Origin of the sequence: Streptomyces sp. NPDC086835 (assembly GCF_044745705.1) — a bacterium.
Lineage (GTDB): Bacteria > Actinomycetota > Actinomycetes > Streptomycetales > Streptomycetaceae > Streptomyces.
Genome location: NZ_JBIVAU010000009.1, coordinates 21,785 through 42,868, shown reverse-complemented (window position 1 = coordinate 42,868; position 21,084 = coordinate 21,785). Strand labels below are relative to the sequence as shown.

Genomic DNA, 21,084 nt, shown 5'->3' with positions numbered 1-21,084 from the left:
GGCGGGGGGGGGGCGCCCCCCCGGGGGGGGGGGGGGGGGCGCCCCCCCCCCCCCCCCCGCCCCGGGGGGGGGGGGGGGGGGGGGCGCGGGGGGGGGGGCCCCCCCCCCCGGGCCCCCCGGCCCCCTACGTTGCCTGTGGCAGCAGCCGGCGCCCCGGCCGCGGCAGCGCGGGCGGACAAGGCGCTCGACCGCCGCATCACCGCACTCACCCAGGTTGGCTCACGAAGATCATCTCTGCCTAGCATGTCCACGCCATTCACCAGGCGTCAAACCGCCTCGACGAAAGCGAACCATGCATCTCAAGCGGATAATCGCTGCGACCGCCGCCCTTGCTTCCCTCTCCCTGATCACGGCCTGCGAGGACGTCGACGCCGACCGCACGACCGCCGTGACCGGCCCCACCGCGGACAGCGACGCCGGCGTCGACACGCTCGAGCAGGCGCAGGTCTACGTCCAGCGGTACGCCTCGTGCGAGCGGATGAGCACGGACCCGATGGACAGCCGACTGCCGCTCACCGAGTTCACCGCCGTCGGCAAGTGGTCGGTAACCGAGCGCGGGGTGTGCAGCGACCGCGTCGAGGACGGCGAGATCATGTTCTACATGTTCTCCGACATGAAGACTTTCCAGGAGGGCTACAAGCAGCGCGTGCTGGCGAAGATCTCCTCCGGAGACTCCGACTACGGCCTGTTGAGCCGCGTGCTCGTGGGGAAGAACTTCGCCGTCACGCCTACCGAGACCAAGACCGCGCTCAAGCTCTCCCGCTCGGACCTGCGCGTTTTGACCTGCAATCCGACGGCCCGCGTGCCCGAGGGCTACAAGCGGGAGAAGGGCCTGGTCGAGGGCTGCGTCCTGAGCGACTTCGTGGCGAGCGACGACGGGGAGGGCAGCCCCAACTTCGAGACCCCGCAGGACCCGGCCACGGAAGGCGAGCCCAACAAGTCGGGCCGCCCGCCCGCGGGAAGCCTCGGCCTGCCGCGCGCGGGGAGCCTGGCCGAGCTGAAGCAGTTGGTGCACCCGCACACCGTCGACTGCACCAGCTACTCGACCGACCCTGCCACCCTCGCCGTCGAGTCGATCGACTACCAGCCGGTGATCACCGGCGACCACCGCCACTGGGGCGTCGAGGACCGGGCGATCTGCGGTGAGCCCGGTGGAGCGCAGCGCGCACACAACCTCAACTGGCTCGACATGGTGAGCGACATGGAACTCCTGCAGACTCGGGCGAAGGCGGCTCAGCAGGAGGACCTGAAGGACGACAACCGCCTGAAGGCCACCGCCAGCAGGCTGCTCGTCGGCGAGAACATCGCGGTGGAGACCAATGACCCGAGCGTCCGCAGCGGCCTGTACCAGCTTCAGTTCCTCTACCTGAACTGCGAGCCTGGCTTCTCCGCCCCGGCCGGCTACCGCGTGGAGAAGGCGAGCGTCGAGGGATGCGTGCTGACCAACTACGAGCCTGGGGTCGAGGTCGGCGGCCACTGAGGGCGAGTCGCTGACGCGGCTCGGCGGGCCCTGCTCCCCGCACCGGTCGGTGCGGGCGGTGACCGCGACCCGGTAGGCAGCGGCGTCCTGGTCGTCGGCGTACACCCCGCGCTTGGCCGCGGTCCATGAGGAGGCCCCAGCCGGCAGGGCGCGCTGTTCCGGCTTCGCGGCTTTCCGGTTGAGCGTCCTGACGCCTGACACTCTCTGCCCTGAAGTGGTCGCCGAAGCCCGGCACCCATGACGCACGACGGATGTGATCAAGGAACCGGGTCCGCGGCCTGTTCGCCGTGGCGTCCCTCGCTCGATCCGGTCGATCACCTCAGCGGTAAGATTCTCAGTGCCGTGACAAGCCGTACGGCTGTCCGGCGGAGCCGTACGAGGGGATGAGGATGGCTGCATCGAGGCCGGCGGACCGGGACGCCGTCGCGCAGGTGATCGAGGACTGGGCGCGGGAACGACCGGAGCTCGACACGAGCCCGCTGGAGGTCCTGGCCCGGCTGCACCGTTCCTTCCTGCGGTACAGCACCAGGCTCACCGCCTCGATCGAGCGGCACGGTCTGTCCGTCGCCGGCTTCGACGTGCTGACCGCTCTGCGCCGGGCAGGGGCGCCGTACAGGCTGACAGCGGGCCAGCTCGCCGACACCGGGCTGGTGTCGTCCGCCGGGGTGACCCTGCGGATCGACCGCCTGGAGAAGGACGGCCTCATCGTGCGCGAGCGGGACGCGGGCGACCGCCGGGTCGTCTATTCGCGGCTCACCGACAAGGGTCTCGCGACGGTGGACACCGTCTTCGAGGAGCACCTCGACAACGAACGCCGGATGCTCGCGGGGCTGTCGCCGTCCGAGCGCCGGCAGGTCGCGAGGCTGCTGCGCAAGCTGGAGGACTCGATCCTCGCGTCGGACGACGAGACGGCCGCCGCCACCCCGTGAGCTGCCCGGTGGCCTGACGGCGGCGAGCCCGTCCCGCAGTCCTCACGGCTCCTGGGCTTTCCGCCTGCGGGAACGGGCAGCGCTGCGTCGGCGTTCGCGTCGCCGTCCCCACGAGAGCGCTGGCCGTGGCCGCCTGGCGTCTTCCGACGTGGGGCAGGGCACGCGAGGTCCGCCCTTTCCGGCTACCGCGGGTCCTTTGTGCGTCCCGCCGGGCCGGGGCAGGATCCGCCGACGCGATGCCGTCCGTGCGAGGCCGGCGGAGGCGATTCCGCCAGCCTCGCCGCGGCGGCCTGCAACAGCGCGACCGCGACGGCCCGGGCCAGGGGATGCGCCGCCGCTCTGCGCAGCGCGTCCAAGTGTGGGGCGCTCACCGCTCGCGGCGGCCGGTGAGCTCGTAACCCGCCTCGTCGACGGCCGCAGCGACGTCGTCGTACGCGACCTGTCGCTCGCTCTCGACGGTCACCTCGCCGGACGAGAGGTCGACCTGAACGCTCTCCACTCCCGCGAGTGCTCCCACCTCCGCCGTCACGGCGCTGACGCAGTGGCCGCACGTCATGCCCTTGACCTCGTACACCTCTTTGACCATCACGGTGCTCCCTCCGGAAGGGGGACGTCGTCAAGCCGAGTGTATACCCTCTGGGGGTATGGCGACGGGTCGTCGGCAAGAAGAGGGAAGTCCGGGACACTGCGAAGACGGCACCTGTGCATGGGCCTGATCGGCGCCGTCGCGGACGCGCAACGCAGCGCACGTCGCCGTGCACAGAGCGTCACGCAGGCCTCATGCGAAAGACAAGGCCGCTACCGTGCCGCGTGGCGATCAACGGAAACCACGCGTGATGATGGAAAGGCCCGCGCGCCTCGAGCAGGGGAGAGGGTCCATATGTGCCGATGGGTGGCCTACACGGGAACGCCGGTGCTCCTCGACTCGCTGCTCTACCGCCCCGCACACTCGCTGATCGACCAGAGCCTGCACTCCCGGATGGGGGTCGAGACCACCAACGGCGACGGGTTCGGCATCGGCTGGTACACGCCCGACGGTGGTACACCGGCCGTGATCCGGGACACCGGACCCGCGTGGAACAACCGCAATCTGCGGGAGATCTCGGCGCACATCCGCTCCCACCTCTTCTTCGCCCACATCCGGGCGTCGACCGGCTCTGCCATCCAGCAGACGAACTGCCATCCGTTCCGGCACGGGCGGTGGCTGTGGATGCACAACGGTGCCATCGCCGACTTCCACCGGCTGCGCAGGGACCTCTGCATGGTCATCGACCCGTCGCTGTTCGCCGACATCGAGGGCTCGACGGACTCCGAGGTGATGTTCTTCCTGGCGCTCACCTTCGGCCTGGACCAGGACCCGCCGACGGCCGTCGCCCGCATGGCGGGCCATGTGGAGTCCCTGGGCCGCCGGCACGGCGTGGACTTCCCGCTCCAGATGACCGTCGCCGTGGCCGACGGGGAGGGGCTGTGGGCCTTCCGCTACTCCAGCGAGCACCGCTCACGCTCCCTGTACTACAGCGCCGAGGTCGAGACCCTGCGTGCGCTGCACCCCGACATGAAGTTCCTCAGAGGGCTCTCCGAGGACACCCGCCTTGTCGTGTCGGAGCCGCTGAGCGGACTGCCCGGGGCGTGGACGGAGTTCCCCGAGAGCAGCTACGGCGCGGTCGGCGCGGACTCGGACTTCGTGCGGCCCTTCGTTCCGATGCAGGCCGAAGGGGAGCTCCCGCACAGCACCGTGGCGTGACGCGGGCCGGGCGACGCCCCGGTGGCCGGTGGTGCCGACGTGATCAGGGCGCCGGGTGCCCGGGGCTCAGATCGATGACATCGCTCAGGCGCAGCACCTCGCCACGCGGCAGCGGCTGCGCCGACGTGTCGACGGGGGTGAGGCAGAACCCCACATGGTCCCCCCAGTCGGCGCGCTCCTCCACCCTGCCGATGAACCAGGCGCAGGCGTCGGCCAGCACGGGAACACCGTGCGCCCCCGGCTCCCAGTGTGTCGGTGCGAACTTGTCGACGCGGTCGCCGCTCTCGCCGCCGAACAGCCGGGCCAGCCCCTGCTGTTCGCGGCCGAGCAGATGCACGCCCAGGTACGTGGCCCGGCACGCCACGCGGTAGGTGTGGTTCACCTTGGACAGCCACACCACGAACCGCACCGGGTTCAGCGAGGACTGGGAGGCGAACCCGACCAGGCAGCCGGCCCGCCGCCCGTCCGCGGCCGCGGTGACGAGGTACACCGGAGGGTCCAGCAGGTCAGTGAATCCGTTGACGTCCACCATGGCGAAACCCTCCCGGACAACCCCGCAGGCCCTCTACCGGCGCGCCGTGCCGTGCGGCCGTTTACTCCCAGGTGCCCTGCCCGCCGGGCGCGACACGGGGGATGCGGGATGCGCGTCGGCGGCGGGCAGGCGGGGCGGGGCAGGTCAGGCAGAGTCCCGGCGTACCAGTTCCGTCGGCAGGATGAGTGCGGCAGGTTCCTCCCCGCCGATCCGGGCCAGCAGCATCCGCACCATCTCCTTGCTGATCCGGTCCCACGGCTGTCGGATCGTGGTGAGCCGCGGGCGGGACGACAGCGCGGCGGGCGAGTCGTCGAAGCCGCCCACGGCGATGTCCTCGGGCACTCGGCGCCCGGCCCTGGTCAGGGCGTCGAGGACGCCCTGGGCCATCAGGTCCGATGCCACGAAGACGGCGTCGAGGTCCGGGGCCCGCTGGAGAAGCAGTTCCGCGGCCTGCTCGCCGCTGGCCCGGCTGTAGTCGCCCGTGGCGATCAGCAGGTCGTCGGCGGGCAGCCCGCACTCGGCCAGCGTCTCCCGGTAGCCGGCGAGGCGTTCGACACCGCCGGGGGTGTCCGGCGGGCCGGACACCGTGGCGATCCGGCGGCGGCCCGACGCGTGCAGGTAGCGCACCATGTCGCGGGCGCCTTCCCGGTCGTCCGCCGCCACGTAGCCGATCCTGGCCTGCTGCCCGAGGGGCTTCCCGCAGGCGACCACCGGCACGCCGGCCGCCTGGAGCTCTCCGGCCACCGGATCACCGGAGTGGCTGGAGACGAGCAGGACGCCGTCCACGTGCCCGGCCTGGATGTACCGCAGATTGCGCCGGCGTTCGTCCTCGCTGCCGGCGATCATCAGCAGCAGCGGGATGTCCCGCGCGGCGAGCGCCTGGGTGCAGGAACGCAGCAGCACATTGAAGTTCGGATCCTCGAAGAAGCGCTCCTGCGGCTCGGTCAGCAGGAACGCGACCGAGTCGGACCTTCCGGTGATCAGCGAGCGGGCGTGCCGGTTGACGACGTAACCCGTCCGCTGGATCGCGTTGTTGACGGCCGTTTGCGCCGCCGGGCTGACGTAGTGGCCTCCCCGCTTTCTGGGGCCTGCGCTACCGGTCCTTCGACGAGATCGACCCGCCGCGGCTGACCCCGACCGTCGGCAACCCCGCCCAGCAGCTCGACCACCGCCGCTTCGCCGACGACACCATGCGCGAGAACTTCCGCCTGGAGCGGGACATCCTCCACCGGCTCGCGCCCGGCGTCCCCGTCACCACCAACTTCATGACCGCGCTCAGCCAGTGCGACACGATCGACTACTGGGCCTGGGGCCGCGAGGTCGACATCGTCACCAACGACCACTATCTGATGACCGACGGCCGCCGCACCCACGTCAACCTCGCGATGGCCGCCGACCTCACACGCTCCGTCGCCGGCGGCGCCCCCTGGCTGCTGCTCGAACACTCCACCAGCGGCGTCAGCTGGCAGCCGCGCAACCCCGCCAAGCGGCCCGGCGAGATGGCGCGCAACTCGCTCGCCCATGTGGCCCGCGGCTCCGAGGGGGCCATGTTCTTCCAGTGGCGCCAGTCCCGGAAGGGCGCCGAGAAGTTCCACTCCGCGATGCTGCCGCACGCCGGGACCGACACCCGGATCTGGCGCGAGGTGGTGCGGCTCGGGGCGGACATCGGCTCGCTCGCCGAACTGCTGGGGACCCGTACCGTTCCCGACGTCGGCATGGTCTGGGACTGGCACTCCTGGTGGGCGCAGGGCCTCGAATGGCGGCCCAGCGAGGACCACGACGCCCGCGAGCGCGCCGACAGCTTCTACGAGGCGCTCTACGACCGGCACCTGACCGTCGACTTCGCCCATCCCGGGGCCGACCTGTCCGCCTACCCGTTGGTCGTCGTCCCCGCCCTCTACCTCGCCACCGAGGAGGCGGGACGCAATCTGCGCGCCTACGTCGAGAACGGCGGCACCCTTGTCGTCTCGTACTTCTCCGGCATCGTCGACGAGCACGACGCGGTGCACCCCGGCGCCTACCCGGGTGTGCTGCGCGACGTGCTCGGCCTGACCGTCGAGGAGTGGTCACCGCTCCGGGCGGGCGAGAGCGTGCGGATCACCGGGCCGCAGGGCGCCTCGCTCACCGGCGACGTGTGGACCGAGTTCGTGGTGCCGCGCGGGGCCGAGACGGTGTGGACCTACGCCGACGGACCGGCCGCCGGTGGCCCCGCCGTCACCCGTCACCGCCTGGGCAGGGGCACCGCCTGGTACGTCTCCTCCCGCCTCGGTCCCCTGGCGCTGGACACGGTCCTCGAGAGCGCCTGCGAGGACGCCGGCATCGCGCCCCGCACCGAACTGCCCCGCGACGTCGAGGTGGTACGCCGCTCCGGGGACGGCGCCGACTACCTCTTCGCCATGAACCACACCCCGCACGACACCAAGGTGCCCCTCGAGCGCCCCGGCACCGAACTGCTCAGCGGCGAGCACGCCACCGGACACCTCACCGTCCCGGCAGGCGCCGTCAAGGTCGTACGGCTTGACGCCTGACGACACCAGGACCCCCGGGGGCGGCCGCCGGATCGCCGGCCGCCCCCGGGTGCATCGCACCGCCCACCCCCGCCCACCACCGTCGAAGGGACTCGACGATGCACACGGCCCCACACCCCTTCCGCAGACTGCTCAGAACGGCCGTCCTTCCCGTGCTCGGCGCCCTGCTGATCACGGCACTGCCCGGACAACCGGTCAGCGCGGCGGCCACGCTCACCAACCCCGGCTTCGAATCGGGCACTTCCGGCTGGGCCACCTACTCCGCCGCGGGTCAGCACACGGCGTCGTACACCGAGGCCGGCGGGCACAGCGGCAGCCACCGCCTCAGCCACTGGTCGTCCGCCGCGTACAAGGTGGAGACATACCAGTACCTGTCGGGACTCACAGACGGGACCTACAAGCTGAGCGCCTGGGTGCGCTCGAGCGGCGGCCAGGACGCGGCCTACCTGGCGCTGCGTAACTGCGGCTCCGCCGAGCAGCGCACCGACCTGCCGCCCACCCCCGACGGCAAGTGGATACGCCTCGTCACCTCCGTCAAGGTGACCGGCGGACAGTGCACGGTCAGCATCAACTCCGATGCCAGGGCCGGGAACTGGCTGAACGTCGACGATCTCACCTTCACCCCAGGTTCGACCGGGCTGAGTGTCAAAGGCGTCGACGTCTCCACACTGAAGAAGAGCGAGGACCTCGGCGGCGTCTACCGCACGGCCGCGGGGACCACTGGTGACGGGCTCGGCATCCTGAGGTCGGCAGGGGCCAACTACGGCCGGCTCAAGGTCTGGGTGGACCCGGCCGACGGCTACAACAACAAGGCCCGCGTGCTGCAGACCGCCAAGCGGATCAAGGCCCAGGGCATGAAACTGCTGGTCGACTTCCACTACTCGGACATCTGGGCCGACCCGGGCGCCCAGACGAAGCCCGCCGCCTGGTCCTCGCACTCCTACGACCAGCTCAGGAAGGACGTCCACGACCACACCTACGACGTCCTGAACGCCCTCAAGGCGCAGGGCACCACCGCCGACATGGTCCAGATCGGCAACGAGATCAACACCGGCATGCTCTGGCCGGAGGGCTCCACGGAGAACTGGGACCGGACCGCCGGGCTGCTCAAGTCCGGCATCGACGCGGCGAAGACCGTCTCGTCCTCCACCCGGATCGCGCTGCACCTCGCGCACGGCGGCGACAACGGCCTGTACCGCTGGTGGTTCGACAACGCCACCGCCCGGGGCGTGAACTTCGACGTCATCGCCGTGTCCTTCTACGGCTACTGGCATGGAGCGCTCTCCGAGCTCCAGGCCAACCTGGACGACGTCTCCGCCCGCTACGGCAAGCCCGTCATGGTCGTCGAGACGGCCTACCCCTTCCGGCTCGACAGCAAGGACAGCCACGAGAACATCATCGACCTGCCGGGCGAGCTGGTGTCCGGATACCCGGCGAGCCCGGCCGGCCAGGCGGCCTGGGTACGCGATGTGATGAACGTGGTCGAGGCCGTGCCGAACGGCCGCGGTCTCGGCGTCGTCTACTGGGAGCCCGCCTGGACCGCCGTCACGGGCAACGGCTGGGACCCGGCCGACCCGTCGTCCGGCAACGGCTGGGAGAACCAGGCCCTCTTCGACTACGACAACAGGCTGCTGCCCGCCGCGAACTGGCTGGCCCACCGCTGACACCGCGCCGTGCGGGACCGACGCCGTACGCGCCCCGGCCGGAGCCCGGGCGCGTACGGCCGCGCCGGTCAGGAGCCGTCGAGGGGGGTGAACACGAACGAGAACTCGGCCGGCTGAGCGTGCAGCCGGTACTCGGGCAGCACACCGGGGCCGCAGGACTGGCTGCCCAGGCCGTGCTGCCGGTGGTCGAGCTCCACCCACACCGTCTCGCCGGAGGGTACGAGGTCCGTGAGGTGCTCGGCCGCGTCCAGCTGCTCCGTCGTCCAGCGGCGTGCGGTCAGCCAGAAGGCCGGGTCGCCGTCGATCCGCAACCCCGCTTCCGGGGAGGCGAGTTCCGCCCAGCGCACATCGGCCCGCGCGCCGTTCTCCTGCGGACGGACGTACGGGGTCTGCATCGCGTCGACATCGGTGTGCCAGAGGCCGAGCCGGGCGGCGGTCCTGCTGTCCGGGTACGCCTCGCCCGGTCCGCCGCCGTACCAGCGGACGCCCGCGTACGAGGCCGGAAGGCCCAGACGGATCCCGAGACGCGGCAGCGGGAGCTGCCAGTGACCCTGCGGGACCACGGACACCGTCAGGCGCAGCCGGACACCGTCGGACGTCCAGCGGTAGTCGGTGAGCAGACCCACGTCACGGCCGGCCGGTGCCACCCGGGTACGTACCGTCAGCGCGTCGTCCGTCACCTCGACCGCGTCCAGGCGGTGCCGCATGCGGTGCAGGCCGAGGGCGCGCCACAGCGGTCCGCTTCGCGGGTCGGACTGCCAGGGCGCGCCGTTGTCGTTGTCCGTCGGCGCGCGCCACACGTTGAGCCTCGCGCCGGTGACGGCGACCTGGCCGATGGTCCGCAGCTCGCCGGTGCGGGCGTCGAAGGAGGCAGGGCCGAGGGTGACGATGCTCCGGCCGCGGACCGGGCGGTCGCCGGACGGGACCTCGGCGGGGGCCGGGCGGCGAGCTTCCAGCTGTCCCCAGGCGACCTCGTGGCCCCGGCTGCCCCACGGGGTGTCCTCCGCCAGCAGCGCCCGTACCGTCCACAGACACTCCGCGCCCCGCCCGGCCTCCGGCGGTTCGGGCAGCCGGACCTCGGCGCACGTGCCGGGTGCCGTCGGGGGGACGGTCAACGGGCCGTGCGCCACGGTCTCTCCGCCGCTGTGGAAGGACCACTCGAAGGTGAGGTGGGAGAGATCGGAGAAGTCGTGGAGGTTGGTGACGCGGACGGTGGCCGTGCCGTCGCCGGCTCCCGGGCCGGGTTCGATACGGACCGGTTCGATGACCTTCTTGTACTCGATCAGGCCGGGGGAGGGGCTCCGGTCCGGGAACAGCAGACCGTCGCAGACGAAGTTCCCGTCGTGGAGCTCCTCGCCGAAGTCGCCGCCGTAGGCGAAGCCGTACCGCGCGTCGGTCAGGCCATGGTCGATCCACTCCCAGATGAAGCCGCCCTGGCTGCGGGGGTGTGCCTCGAAGAGCCGCTGGTAGTCGGCGAGGCCGCCCGGACCGTTGCCCATCGCGTGCCCGTACTCGCACAGGACGAAGGGGAGTTCGCGACGTCCGGCGGGGCCGCCGTCGAGGCCGCGGCCGATCCTGTCCACCTCCTCGTGGGGCGGGTACATCCGCGAGTACATGTCCGTGTCGCGGCAGGCCGGGTCGCCCTCGTAGTGGATGAGCCGCTCTGGGTCGCGGGCGCGGATCCACTCGGCCATCGCCGTCAGACCGCGTCCGGTGCCGGCCTCGTTGCCGAGCGACCAGATGATCACGGAGGGGTGGTTCTTGTCCCGCTCGACCATCCGCGCGGCACGGTCGAGGAGTGCCGGGGTCCAGCGGTCGTCGTCGACGGGGTTGTCGTGCCAGTCCTGCTCGACGAAGCCGTGCGTCTCCAGATCGCACTCGTCGATCACCCACAGACCCAGCTCGTCGCAGAGGTCCAGGAAGTCGGGATGCGGGGGGTAGTGGGAGGTGCGCACGGCGTTGATGTTGTGCCGCTTCATCAGCTCTGCGTCCCGGCGCATGGTCGCGGCGTCGAGAGCGCGGCCGGTGTCGGGGTGGAACTCGTGCCGGTTGACCCCGCGGAACAGGATCCGCGAGCCGTTGACCTTGATGACACCGTCCTCGACGACGACCGTGCGGAAGCCGATGCGCAGCGGGACCCGTTCGCCCGCGAGAGCCAGTGTCCCGTCGTAGAGGCGGGGCGTCTCGGCCGTCCAGGGCCGCACCGGCACGGTGACCGGCTCGCCCGTCGCGACGTCGATGCCCAGCTCCGCCACGGTGACCCGGCCGGCCGTATCGGAATCGACCCGCAGGGTCCCCTCGGCGCGGTGGTGGTCGTACGAGGCGTGTACGAAGAAGTCCCCCGCGCAGCCGGCCGGCCGGTGCAGGAGGGTCACGTCCCGGAAGATGCCGGGCAGCCACCACTGGTCCTGGTCCTCGAGGTACGACCCGGACGACCACTGGTGGACGCGGACCGCGAGCACGTTCCCCTCGGGGCGCAGCAGATGCCCGACCGCGAACTCGTGAGGCAGCCGGCTGCCCTTGAACTCGCCCAGTTCGTGGCCGTTCAGCCAGACACGTGCGCAGGACTCCACGCCGTCGAAGCGGAGCAGGGCGTCGCCGCCGGTTCCCCAGTCCTCCGGCAGGTCGAAGAACCGCAGATGGTCGCCGGTCGGGTTCTCGGTCGGCACGCGCGGCGGGTCGACGGGGAAGGGGTAGAGGTGGTTGGTGTAGATGGGCGCGCCGTGGCCCTGGAGCACCCAGTGGCCGGGCACCCGCACCTCGTCCCAGTCAGAGGCGTCATGGCCGGGTACGGCGAAGGAGTCGTCCTCGGCGTCGGCCGTCGCGGACAGCCGGAAGCGCCAACTCCCGTTCAGCGAGAGGGATGCCGCGTCCGAAGTGGCGTACCGGGCGCGGGGCGGGAGCGGCCCGCTGCCGGGCCGGACATCGTCGACGTACGAGTGGGACATCGCTCTCCTGGGGCAGCACTCGGTCCCGGACGGGCGCGAAGGCGGCGGCCGGGGAGGGGTGACGGGGGATCTCAACCCTCCGTCGTCGGGCACGGGTTCTGCAAGAGGGTCCGGCCAAGTGTCCGAAGTTTTGTGCAATGTTCGACATGTCGAACGAGCGCCCCTCGGGGCTGGTGCCCGGCGGTCGGCTCGATTACGGTCTGCCGTCCGGGGTGTCGCATGCTGTTCGCCATCTCGAACATGCGGCAGGTCGATTCGCGACCGTCCAAACCGTTGACGCGGTTCGCCGCCACCCCTACATTTCGTGGCAAGCGCTTTCCTGAAACGATTCATTCACCATCCATACATCATTGGCGAGAGGGTGCATCATGCGTATGTCCAGGCATGTGGAGAGGCGGAGCTTCCTCAAGGCGGCCGGGGCGACCCTGGCCGGTGCCGGGCTGACCGCCGCCGGCTGCGGCGCCGGCAGCGGCTCGTCCGGCGGGCCCGTCACCATCCGCTATGCCTGGTGGGGCGCGGACGACCGGGCGAAGAAGATCAACCAGACCGTCGCCCTCTTCGAGAAGAAGCACCCGAAGATCAAGGTCAAGACGGACTTCCAGCAGTACGGCGACTTCTGGAAGAAGTTCAACACCCAGGCCGCGGGCGGCAATCCGCCGGACGTCTTCCAGAACGCCATCGGCTTCCTGCGGAAGTACGACGCCAAGCGGGTCCTGCTCGACCTCGACGCGCAGGCGAAGAAGGGCAACCTGGACCTCGGCAACTTCCGGGCCGGCCTCGAGAAGTTCGGCGAGGTGGACGGCAGGCTCCTCGGCGTACCGGTCGGCTCCAACTCCATGGGCCTGATCATCGACGAGCGGGTCTTCGAGAAGGCGGGCGTCACACCCGCACCGGGCTGGACGTGGAGCGACTGGGACGACGCCCTCGTCAAGATCCATGACAAGGCCGGCGTCGCGGGCGACTCGGGCCCCTTCGGCATCATGTACCTCTACGACCTGATCCTCCGGCAGAACGGCAAGGCCTTCTTCACCGAGAAGGGCCTCGGATTCACCGAGAGCGACCTCGTCCCGTACTGGACCGAGTCGATGAAGCGCGTCAGGACGGGGCTGTACGCGGACCAGAAGAAGGTCGAGCAGATCAAGCCCAAGTCCGCCCTCGCGGCCGGGCTCTCCGGCGGCGAGTTCACCTGGGACAACTTCACGGCGCGCTACTCCGCCGAGGGCAAGAGCTCGTACGCCATCGCCCCGATCCCCACCAGCGACGGCAAGAAGACCGGGCAGTACCTCGGTTCGCTGATGCTCAGCGGCAGCGCCCGCACCAAGCACCCCGCCGAGGTGGCGACCTTCATCGACTTCATGGTCCACGACCCCGAGGTCGGCCGGATCATGGGATACGACCGCGGTGTGCTCTCCACCAACGAGCAGTACGAGGCGTTCGAACCCACCGACCCGGTCAGCAAGAAGATCGCCGCGTACGAGAAGCAGATAGCCGCCGCCGGCACGCTGGAGACCATCACCCCCCACCCCGCCGGCGCGGACGTCGTCGAGGCCGCGTTCCTGCGGATCGCCGCCGACATGGCGCTCGGCAAGGCCCCCGTCGAGGACTCCGCGGCGCAGTTCTTCACCGAGGCGAAGACGGCGCTCGGCTCCTGATGGGAACGCCGCCCATGACTCAGCTCGAGGACTCCGTGCGGCAGGTTGCCGACAAGGCCCCTGCCACCGGCACGACGCCCTCGCCCGTCCGCCGCCGCGGACGCAGGGACGGCCTGGTCGGCTACCTGTTCATGTCGCCCTGGATCGCCGGCTTCCTGCTGCTCACCGCGGGGCCGATGGTCGCCTCCCTCTACTTCGCCTTCACCGACTACAACCTCTTCGACTCCCCGAAGTGGATCGGCCTCGGCAACTTCTCCGAGATGTTCGCCGACCCGCGCTGGCGCACATCGGTCGAGGTCACCGCCGAGTACGTCCTCATCGGGACTCCGTTGAAGCTGCTGCTCGCCCTCGGCGTCGCGCTGCTCCTGGCGCAGAGCCGGCGCGGACAGGCCTTCTACCGGGCCGCCTTCTACGCCCCCTCGCTCGTCGGCGCCAGTGTGTCCGTCGCCATCGTGTGGCGCGCCCTGTTCTCCGACGACGCGGTGGTGGACCGGGCGCAGACGTTCCTCGGCATGGACGTCGGCGGCTGGATCGGCGACCCCGCCTGGGTCCTCTACTGCCTGGTGGCGCTCACCGTCTGGCAGTTCGGCGCGCCGATGGTCATCTTCCTGGCCGGGCTCAAGCAGGTGCCCACGGAGCTGTACGAGGCGGCCCAGGTCGACGGCGCCGGACCGTGGCGGCGCTTCTGGCACATCACCCTGCCGATGATCTCGCCGGTCATGTTCTTCAACGTCCTGCTGGAGACCATCCACTCGTTCCAGATCTTCGGATCGGCCTACATCATGAGCAACGGCAGCTGCGGACCCGCGGACGCCACGCTCGTCTACACCTGTTACCTGTACCAACAAGGCTTCGAGAACAGCCGGATGGGCTTCGCGTCCGCCATGGCCTGGATGCTGCTGATCGCCGTCGGCCTGGTCACCGCGGTGCTGTTCTGGTCCCAGCGCCGCTGGGTGCACTACGAGGAGGCGGCCCGATGAGCGGCACACTCACCACCCGCGCGCGCCGCGGCAGCGGCTCGCTGCTCTGGCACCTCGGGGCCCTGGCACTGCTCGCCGTGGTCCTCTACCCGGTGATCTGGGTCATCGGCGGCTCGCTGAAGCCCAGCGACGACATCATCGGCAGCCTGGACCTGTTCCCGACCGAGCCCATCGTCGAGAACTACCGGCGGCTGACCGACGGCATCGCCGACATCCCCATCACCACCTTCTTCGTCAACTCCACGTTCCTGGCGCTCGGTTCGGTGGCCGGCGTACTGCTGTCGTGCTCACTGGCGGCCTACGCCTTCGCCAAGATCCGGTTCCCCGGACGGAATCTGATGTTCGCGCTGATGATCGGCACGCTCCTGCTGCCGTACCACGTGATCCTGATCCCGCAGTACGTGCTGTTCCAGAAGCTGGAACTGATCAACACCTATGTGCCGCTGCTGCTCGGCAAGTACCTCGCCACCGACGCCTTCTTCGTGTTCCTCATGCTGCAGTTCATGCGGAACCTGCCGAGGGAGCTGGACGAGGCGGCCCGGCTGGACGGCTGCGGGCATCTGCGCATCTACTGGTCGATAGTGCTGCCGCTGTGCCGGCCCGCCCTGATCACCAGCGCCATCTTCACCTTCATCAACGCGTGGAACGACTTCATGGGCCCGCTGATCTATCTGAACGAGCCGGAGAAGTACACGGTCTCGCTCGGGCTGAAGATGTTCATCGACCAGGACGCCGTCGCCGACTACGGCGGCATGATCGCCATGTCGCTCGTCGCGCTGCTGCCCGTGCTGGCGTTCTTCCTCGCCTTCCAGCGCTATCTGATCGACGGCATGGCGACCTCGGGCCTGAAGGGCTGACCGGCCGTGGCAGCGCGCTCCCTGACGCAGCAGGGGTCCCGGCTCTCCACCGGCTTCGGCGTCTTCGCCGAATGCCTGCTCACCGGCGTGTGGATGACCCTCGCCGCCCTGCCGCTGGTGACGGCCCCGGCAGCCTTCGCCGCCGGCGTCCGCCATCTGCGGCGCCATCTGCGGCACGAGGCGACGGGCGGGCGGCACTTCGCCGGTGACTTCCGTGCGGCGGTGCGCCGCGGCTGGCTCGTCGGACTGTCCGGCCCGGTGGTCCTCTGGCTGCTCTGGCTCAACCTCGCCGCCGTAGGCGCGGGGCTGCCCGGCGGACCGTTCGTGGGCACGGTCGCGGTCCTCGCCGCCATCGGGGCCGTGGTCGCGGTGCTCCGGGCGGCAGCGGTCTGGGAGCCCGGCGCCTCCTGGCCCACGCTGCTGCGCGAGGCCGCCCGGCGCACCCTGCGCGACCCGGCCGGATCGCTGCTGCTGGTGGGCGGGTTCGCGGTGGTGGCGGGGACGGCCTGGGTCGTGGCACCGCTGGCGGTCCCGGTGACGGGCGCGGTCGCGGCTGCGGCGGTGGCCGTCGAAGCACGGTACGCCGCCCGCTGACCGGCCGGCTCCCGCACCTGCGCAACCCCGCACACCAGCACCACAGCGAACCTGCACATCGCACTTCGCACCGCCGCAGCCTGCTCTTCCGCACGCCCGCACCACAGCGAAGCCGCACGCCTGCACCCCCGCACGTCCGCTACTCCGTACGTCTGCACCGCCGCGAGCCCGGACCACCGCGCCCGTGTGCCTCCGCGCACCCGCATCGCCGGCCACCGCGCCCGCGTACCTCAGCACTTCTGCTCTGCCCTGCACAAGGTTCCCCGTCCCTTACCGCCCAGGTCTCACAGAAGGAATCGTCATGTCTCCGATCTCCCGCAGGTCCCTGCTCTCGGCGGCCGCAGCCGCAGGCGCGGCCGCCCAGTTCAGCTGGGCACTCGGCAGCACGACCGCCCAGGCGGCACCCCGCCCGGCGGCCGCCGGGCCCGAACCGGTGACACTGAAGTGGCTGGAGGACGACGGGCTCGGGGCCGCCCCCGGCACCACCCTCGGCGTGCCGTGGCCGAAAGGCGCGTACGCCAAGGACCAGACGTTCTCGCTGGCCACCGCCGACGGCAAGCAGGTGCCGGTCCAGTCGTGGCCGCTCGCCCAGTGGCCCGACGGCTCCCTGAAGTGGACCGCCCACGCCATCGGCCCCGAGACGACGGCGGAGAGCTTCACGCTCACCGCGGGGCAGCCCGCCGCACCCGCCCGGCGGATCACCGTCACCACCGAGCAAGGCACGGTCGACGTCTCCACCGGCGTCATCACCGCCCGCCTCGGCACCAGCGGATCCTCCCTCGTCAGGTCCGTGACCCGCGGCACCACCGAGATCGCCAGGAACGGGCGTCTCGTCCTGCTCCGCCAGGGCGAGATCGAGGACGGCGACCAGGGCCGGGAGTCCTACGAGCGCTTCGAGAGCGCCATCCACAAGACCGAGGTCGAACAGGACGGCCCCGTACGGGCGGTCGTCCGCATCGACGGCAAGCACCGCCGGGGCAACCGGAGCTGGCTGCCCTTCTCCGTCCGTCTCTACTTCTACGCCGGCGCCGAGTCGTTCCGCATGGTGCACACCATCACCTACGACGGCACCCAGGAACCCGGCCGGACCGACGGCGACTTCATCCGCGGACTCGGCGTCCGCTTCACCGTGCCGATGCGGGACCCCTCGTACGACCGGCACATCCGGATCGGCGGCGACGGCACAGGACTGCTCCGGGAGGCCGTCAAGGGCATCACCGGACTGCGCCGCGACCCGGGGGCGGCCGTCCAGGCGGCCCAGTTCGAGGGACGCAGGCTTCCCGATCCGGCCACCTGGGACCAGCGCGTCACCAGCCGTCTGCACCTGATCCCCGAGTGGGGGGACTACACCCTCAGCCAGCTCTCCGCCGACGGCTTCACCCTGCGCAAGCGCACCAAGAAGGGACACGGCTGGATCGCGGCCGGCGGCGGACGCCGGGCGTCCGGCTTCGGCTATGTCGGCGGCGTGAGCGGCGGGCTGTCCTTCGGGCTCCGCGACTTCTGGGAGAAGCACCCCGCCGGTCTCGACATCCGCGACGCGCACACCGACAACGCCGAAGTCACCCTCTGGCTCTGGTCACCCGAGGCGCAGCCCATGGACCTGCGCTTCTACCACGACGGCCTCGGCCAGGACACCTACGCCGAGCAGCTCGAGGGCCTGAACATCACGTACGAGGACTACGAGCCCGGCTTCGGCACCCCGTACGGCATCGCCCGCACCAGCGAACTCCTTTTCTGGGCCCATGACTCGACACCCGAGGCGGGCACCCTGGCCAAGGAGACGTCCGCCGTCCGCACGCCGCCCCAGCTCGCCGCCCCGCCCGCCCACATGGTCGCCGCCAAGGTCTTCGGCGGCCTGTTCTCCGAGCCCGACCGGTCCACCCCCGCCAAGGCCAGGATCGAGGACCACCTCGACTTCCTGTTCACGTACTACCGCGACCAGGTGGACATGCGGCGCTGGTACGGCTTCTGGGACTACGGCGACATCATGCACAGCTACGACCCGGCCAGGCACCAGTGGCGGTACGACGTCGGCGGCTACGCCTGGGACAACTCCGAGCTCTCTCCCGACCTGTGGCTCTGGTACGCCTACCTCCGATCCGGCCGTGCCGACATCTTCCGCTTCGCCGAGGTCATGACCCGCCACACCGGTGAGGTCGACGTCTACCACCTGGGCAAGTGGGCCGGCCTCGGCACCCGGCACGGCATCCAGCACTACGCCGACAGCGCCAAGCAGCAGCGCATCGCCAACACCACCTACCGGCGCTTCTACTACTTCCTCACCGCCGACGAACGCACCGGCGACCTCATGCACGCCAACGTGGACTCCGACGAGACCTTCCTGGTGCTCGACCCGATCCGGAAGATCCGCACCGAGCCCTACACGCCCGACCGGCACGCCCTGTCCATCGGCTTCGGCACCGACTGGAGCGGTCTGGTCTCCGCATGGCTCACCGAGTGGGAACGCGGCGGTCCCAAGGCGGCGAAGGCGAAGGCCAGGATCCTGTCCACGATGGAGACGATCGCCGCCCAGCCCAACGGTTTCGTCCAGGGCAGCGGCCTGTACGACCTCGACACCGGCCGCTTCGCCGTCGAGAAGGAGCCCAAGGTCGGCGTCTCGCACCTGTCCGCCGTCTTCGGTCTCAACGAACTCTGCGCGGAGCTGATCGATCTGGTCGACATGCCGGCGTTCCGCGAGGCGTATCTCGACTACTGCCGCTACTTCAACGCCACCAAGGCCGAGCAGGCGGCGCGCTACGGCTCCCACTTCGGTTCGCTGATCCTCTTCCAGGGTCACTCGAGGCTGGACGCGTACGCGGCCGTGCAGACCGGTGACGAGAAGCTGGCGCGCCGTGCCTGGGAGAAGTTCTACAACAGCGACGGCTACCGGGAATCGGCGCCGTGGGCCACGGAGGAGGTCGGCGGGCCCGTCACGCTGGTGCCGGGCAGCGAGGCCAACTGGGTCTACACCAACGACACCGCGCTGTACGGGCTCGCGGCCATCGAGAATCTGGCGCTGGTCGGCGACCGGATGCCGTAGGGCGCCGCCCCGTCACCAGGACCGCAGGTGGGACTCGATCCGCCTGCGGTCCAGGGCGCCGTCGGCCACCACGATCCGGTAGCGGTACGAGAAGGCGTTTCCCGGCGGGAGCGTGAACTCCTCGAAGAACGCCCAGGAGAAGGCGACCGTCGGGGTCGGCTCCGACCGTACGAACCAGTGGGACGGGCCGACGGCGTCCTCGTTCTCCGGGGCGTGGGCGAAGACCAGGGTGCTGTGCGCGTCGACGCCGTCGTGCTCGCCGGTGAAGGCGAGCCAGGGCGCGGCGCGGCCCATCATGGCCGCGGCCCCCGCCTCTCCCGCGCCGCCGTGCCCGTCGGGGCCCACCACGTCGCCGCCGGTGAGGTCGCGGGGCCCACGCCAGTGCAGCCCGGTGTAACCGGCCGACTGCCGCCCTGCCGTCGTCGGTGAGCCGAACAGCAGCGGTTGCGAGCTGGTGTTGGTGAGGTGGATGGACCAGTCGAGCGCCCAGGAGCCGTCCGCCGGCTCGACGGAGTGCACGGTGAGCGTGCGCCGCTCCCGCGCCCACGGTGCTCCGCCGTTCTCGATCCAGGTGAGCCGCTCCCGCATCGTCAGCCGGTCCTCGGCCACGTGGATCGCGTCGAAGCCGTCGTGCCGCATCCACCCGATCCGGTCCGGCAGCGCCAGATAACCCTCGCCGGGCACGTAGGAGTTGCCGCCCCAGAAGTTCTGCCCCGACAGATGGCTCGCGGTCATCTGCAGACCCTTGTGCCAGCGGTGGTCGCTCGGCCGGTACCCCGTCACCAGGCGGCCCGAGAGCGTCCGCAGCGGGTGCACGTACGGCTTGCGGGACTCGAAGGGTTCCGGGTCGGGTCGATAGACGTAGGTCATCAGCTCCCCACCGCCGTGCGAGACGACGACCTTCTCACCGTGCGTGTGGGTCACGGTGACCGGTGCGCTCATCGGTGTCCGCCGGTCGTGCCCGCAGGGGCCCAGGCGGGGTGTCCGCCGTGCATGGCGGTGTAGTACGGATCGTCGGACGTGATCTCACCGGCGCGGACCGGCATGCCGGTGAAGGCCGCCTTGTAGAGCGCGGCGACGAACTCCAGTGTCCGCCGCGCGTCGGGGCCGCTGCCCGGAGGCCGGGTCCCGGCACGCATCGCCGCGAGGACGGCCTCCAGCTGCGCGGAGTGCGAGCTCGGCCGATCGGCGGCGGGCGTCCGCCACGCCTCGACACGGCGTTCGTCGGCGGCTGCGTGCGGGGCGGGCGTGTAGACCCAGTCGTCGTTGGAGTGGCCGTACAGATGGGTGAGTTCGACGGTGGCGTCGGAGCAGTCGATGCGGATCCGGCTGACCTCGTGCGGTGACACGACGCTGTTGACGACGGTGGCCATCGTGCCGTTCGCGAAGCGGACGAGCGCCGTCGAGACGTCCTCGCTCTCGACGTCGTGCACGAGCCGGCCCGCCATCGCCCGTATCTCGGTCCAGTCGCCGAGCAGATGCAGCAGCAGGTCCATCTGGTGGATGCCGTGTCCCATGGCGGGCCCGCCGCCCTCCGTGGACCAGCGGCCCCGCCAGGGGACGGCGTAGTAGGCGCCGTCGCGGTACCAGGTCGTCTGGCAGTGCGCGACGAGCGGCGTGCCCAGCCGTCCGGTGGTGAGCAGCTCCCGGGCGTGCGCGGCACCGGAGCCGTAGCGGTGCTGGAAGATCACGGACGCGTAGGGTCCGGGGGAGCCGTCAGGGCCCTCGGCCGCCGCGACGGCGTCGTACTCGGCGAGCGACAGGCACAGCGGTTTCTCGCACAGCACCCAGGCGCCCGCCCGCAGGGCCTCGACGGTCTGGTCGCGGTGGAAGGCGGGCGGAGAGCCGAGCAGCACCAGGTCGGGGCGGGCGGTGGCGAGCATCTCGTCGAGACGGGTGAAGCCGTCGACCCCGTCCCCGGCGGCGGCGCGGAAGGCGTCGAGCTGCGCCGTGTTCACGTCGACGGCGGCGACCAGTTCCACCTCACCGGCATGGTCGGCCAGAGCGGGGAGGTGGCTGCCGTGGGCGATGGCTCCGGTGCCGACGACGGCGGCACGCAGACGGCCCCGGGGGCGTGTCATGAAGGGGAACTCCTCGCGAAAGTGCGTAGAAAGCGCTTGCTGATCCGTCACCCTA

The 21,084-nt window shown here is 70.8% G+C and carries 14 protein-coding genes and 2 pseudogenes; 10 read left to right on the top strand and 6 right to left on the bottom strand.

The genetic code is table 11. The features are described from left to right. Positions 1–292: 292 nt before the first annotated feature. Positions 293–1,480 carry a hypothetical protein gene (locus ACIPJI_RS26200; RefSeq protein WP_402249205.1) on the top strand — a complete coding sequence of 396 codons (1,188 nt, stop codon included), beginning with the start codon at positions 293–295 and terminating at the stop codon, positions 1,478–1,480. A gap of 389 nt (positions 1,481–1,869) precedes the next feature. Beyond that, a complete protein-coding gene (locus ACIPJI_RS26195; RefSeq protein WP_307704941.1) occupies positions 1,870–2,409 on the top strand; it encodes a MarR family winged helix-turn-helix transcriptional regulator in 540 nt (179 codons plus the stop codon). 367 nt (positions 2,410–2,776) lie between these two features. On the opposite strand, the gene ACIPJI_RS26190 is transcribed toward ACIPJI_RS26195, so the two are convergent. Further along, positions 2,777–2,995, bottom strand: coding sequence for a heavy-metal-associated domain-containing protein (locus ACIPJI_RS26190; RefSeq protein WP_307704940.1), 219 nt, complete (start codon positions 2,993–2,995; stop codon positions 2,777–2,779). A 294-nt stretch (positions 2,996–3,289) separates the two neighbouring features. Here ACIPJI_RS26190 and ACIPJI_RS26185 point away from each other — a divergent pair, with 294 nt between their 5' ends. Then, a complete protein-coding gene (locus ACIPJI_RS26185; RefSeq protein ID WP_356624519.1) occupies positions 3,290–4,153 on the top strand; it encodes a class II glutamine amidotransferase in 864 nt (287 codons plus the stop codon). Positions 4,154–4,196: 43 nt separating this feature from the next. On the opposite strand, the gene ACIPJI_RS26180 is transcribed toward ACIPJI_RS26185, so the two are convergent. Continuing rightward, on the bottom strand, positions 4,197–4,685 hold the full coding sequence (locus ACIPJI_RS26180; RefSeq protein ID WP_307704938.1) for a flavin reductase family protein: 489 nt from the start codon (positions 4,683–4,685) through the stop codon (positions 4,197–4,199). A 144-nt stretch (positions 4,686–4,829) separates the two neighbouring features. Continuing rightward, a pseudogene (locus tag ACIPJI_RS26175) lies at positions 4,830–5,807 on the bottom strand (LacI family DNA-binding transcriptional regulator); the annotation flags it as partial. On the opposite strand from ACIPJI_RS26175, the pseudogene ACIPJI_RS26170 reads away from it, so the two are divergent. Both ACIPJI_RS26170 and ACIPJI_RS26165 read left to right on the top strand, forming a co-directional pair. Continuing rightward, a pseudogene (locus ACIPJI_RS26170) lies at positions 5,762–7,213 on the top strand (beta-galactosidase trimerization domain-containing protein); the annotation flags it as partial. The pseudogenes ACIPJI_RS26175 and ACIPJI_RS26170 sit on opposite strands and share 46 nt — an antisense overlap. Positions 7,214–7,311: 98 nt before the next feature. Continuing rightward, the gene (locus ACIPJI_RS26165) at positions 7,312–8,877 is read left to right on the top strand and encodes a glycosyl hydrolase 53 family protein (RefSeq protein WP_402249202.1); all 1,566 of its coding nucleotides are present in this window, start codon (positions 7,312–7,314) and stop codon (positions 8,875–8,877) included. A 68-nt stretch (positions 8,878–8,945) separates the two neighbouring features. On the opposite strand, the gene ACIPJI_RS26160 is transcribed toward ACIPJI_RS26165, so the two are convergent. Beyond that, positions 8,946–11,825 carry a glycoside hydrolase family 2 TIM barrel-domain containing protein gene (locus ACIPJI_RS26160; protein WP_402249200.1) on the bottom strand — a complete coding sequence of 960 codons (2,880 nt, stop codon included), beginning with the start codon at positions 11,823–11,825 and terminating at the stop codon, positions 8,946–8,948. A 368-nt stretch (positions 11,826–12,193) separates the two neighbouring features. Here ACIPJI_RS26160 and ACIPJI_RS26155 point away from each other — a divergent pair, with 368 nt between their 5' ends. The 5 genes from ACIPJI_RS26155 (at position 12,194) to ACIPJI_RS26135 (ending at position 18,948) form a co-directional block, all read left to right on the top strand. After that, positions 12,194–13,477 (top strand): ABC transporter substrate-binding protein, encoded by a 1,284-nt coding sequence (locus tag ACIPJI_RS26155; protein WP_402249198.1) that lies wholly within the window; start codon positions 12,194–12,196, stop codon positions 13,475–13,477. 14 nt (positions 13,478–13,491) lie between these two features. Further along, complete coding sequence (locus tag ACIPJI_RS26150; RefSeq protein WP_402249197.1) at positions 13,492–14,457, top strand: carbohydrate ABC transporter permease; 966 nt, start codon at positions 13,492–13,494, stop codon at positions 14,455–14,457. After that, positions 14,454–15,314 carry a carbohydrate ABC transporter permease gene (locus ACIPJI_RS26145; RefSeq protein ID WP_356624534.1) on the top strand — a complete coding sequence of 287 codons (861 nt, stop codon included), beginning with the start codon at positions 14,454–14,456 and terminating at the stop codon, positions 15,312–15,314. The genes ACIPJI_RS26150 and ACIPJI_RS26145 overlap by 4 nt, the downstream gene beginning before the upstream one ends. Positions 15,315–15,320: 6 nt before the next feature. Continuing rightward, positions 15,321–15,908, top strand: a complete 588-nt coding sequence (locus tag ACIPJI_RS26140; protein ID WP_402249195.1) for a hypothetical protein — start codon at positions 15,321–15,323, stop codon at positions 15,906–15,908. A gap of 301 nt (positions 15,909–16,209) precedes the next feature. After that, complete coding sequence (locus ACIPJI_RS26135) at positions 16,210–18,948, top strand: Tat pathway signal sequence domain protein (RefSeq protein ID WP_402249194.1); 2,739 nt, start codon at positions 16,210–16,212, stop codon at positions 18,946–18,948. A 12-nt stretch (positions 18,949–18,960) separates the two neighbouring features. Here ACIPJI_RS26135 and ACIPJI_RS26130 read toward each other — a convergent pair whose 3' ends face one another. Together ACIPJI_RS26130 and ACIPJI_RS26125 are read right to left on the bottom strand one after the other, a co-directional pair. Then, on the bottom strand, positions 18,961–19,890 hold the full coding sequence (locus ACIPJI_RS26130) for a PmoA family protein (protein WP_402249192.1): 930 nt from the start codon (positions 19,888–19,890) through the stop codon (positions 18,961–18,963). Further along, positions 19,887–21,029, bottom strand: a complete 1,143-nt coding sequence (locus ACIPJI_RS26125) for a Gfo/Idh/MocA family protein (protein WP_402249191.1) — start codon at positions 21,027–21,029, stop codon at positions 19,887–19,889. The genes ACIPJI_RS26130 and ACIPJI_RS26125 overlap by 4 nt, the downstream gene beginning before the upstream one ends. Positions 21,030–21,084 lie beyond the last annotated feature (55 nt).

Coding starts and splice junctions, on each gene's coding strand:
- ACIPJI_RS26130 (WP_402249192.1), bottom strand. CDS start 19,890: ATGAGCGCACCGGTCACCGTGACCCACACGCACGGTGAGAAGGTCGTC.
- ACIPJI_RS26135 (WP_402249194.1), top strand. CDS start 16,210: ATGTCTCCGATCTCCCGCAGGTCCCTGCTCTCGGCGGCCGCAGCCGCA.
- ACIPJI_RS26180 (WP_307704938.1), bottom strand. CDS start 4,685: ATGGTGGACGTCAACGGATTCACTGACCTGCTGGACCCTCCGGTGTAC.
- ACIPJI_RS26195 (WP_307704941.1), top strand. CDS start 1,870: ATGGCTGCATCGAGGCCGGCGGACCGGGACGCCGTCGCGCAGGTGATC.
- ACIPJI_RS26150 (WP_402249197.1), top strand. CDS start 13,492: ATGACTCAGCTCGAGGACTCCGTGCGGCAGGTTGCCGACAAGGCCCCT.
- ACIPJI_RS26155 (WP_402249198.1), top strand. CDS start 12,194: ATGCGTATGTCCAGGCATGTGGAGAGGCGGAGCTTCCTCAAGGCGGCC.
- ACIPJI_RS26145 (WP_356624534.1), top strand. CDS start 14,454: ATGAGCGGCACACTCACCACCCGCGCGCGCCGCGGCAGCGGCTCGCTG.
- ACIPJI_RS26160 (WP_402249200.1), bottom strand. CDS start 11,825: ATGTCCCACTCGTACGTCGACGATGTCCGGCCCGGCAGCGGGCCGCTC.
- ACIPJI_RS26190 (WP_307704940.1), bottom strand. CDS start 2,995: ATGGTCAAAGAGGTGTACGAGGTCAAGGGCATGACGTGCGGCCACTGC.
- ACIPJI_RS26185 (WP_356624519.1), top strand. CDS start 3,290: ATGTGCCGATGGGTGGCCTACACGGGAACGCCGGTGCTCCTCGACTCG.
- ACIPJI_RS26125 (WP_402249191.1), bottom strand. CDS start 21,029: ATGACACGCCCCCGGGGCCGTCTGCGTGCCGCCGTCGTCGGCACCGGA.
- ACIPJI_RS26200 (WP_402249205.1), top strand. CDS start 293: ATGCATCTCAAGCGGATAATCGCTGCGACCGCCGCCCTTGCTTCCCTC.
- ACIPJI_RS26165 (WP_402249202.1), top strand. CDS start 7,312: ATGCACACGGCCCCACACCCCTTCCGCAGACTGCTCAGAACGGCCGTC.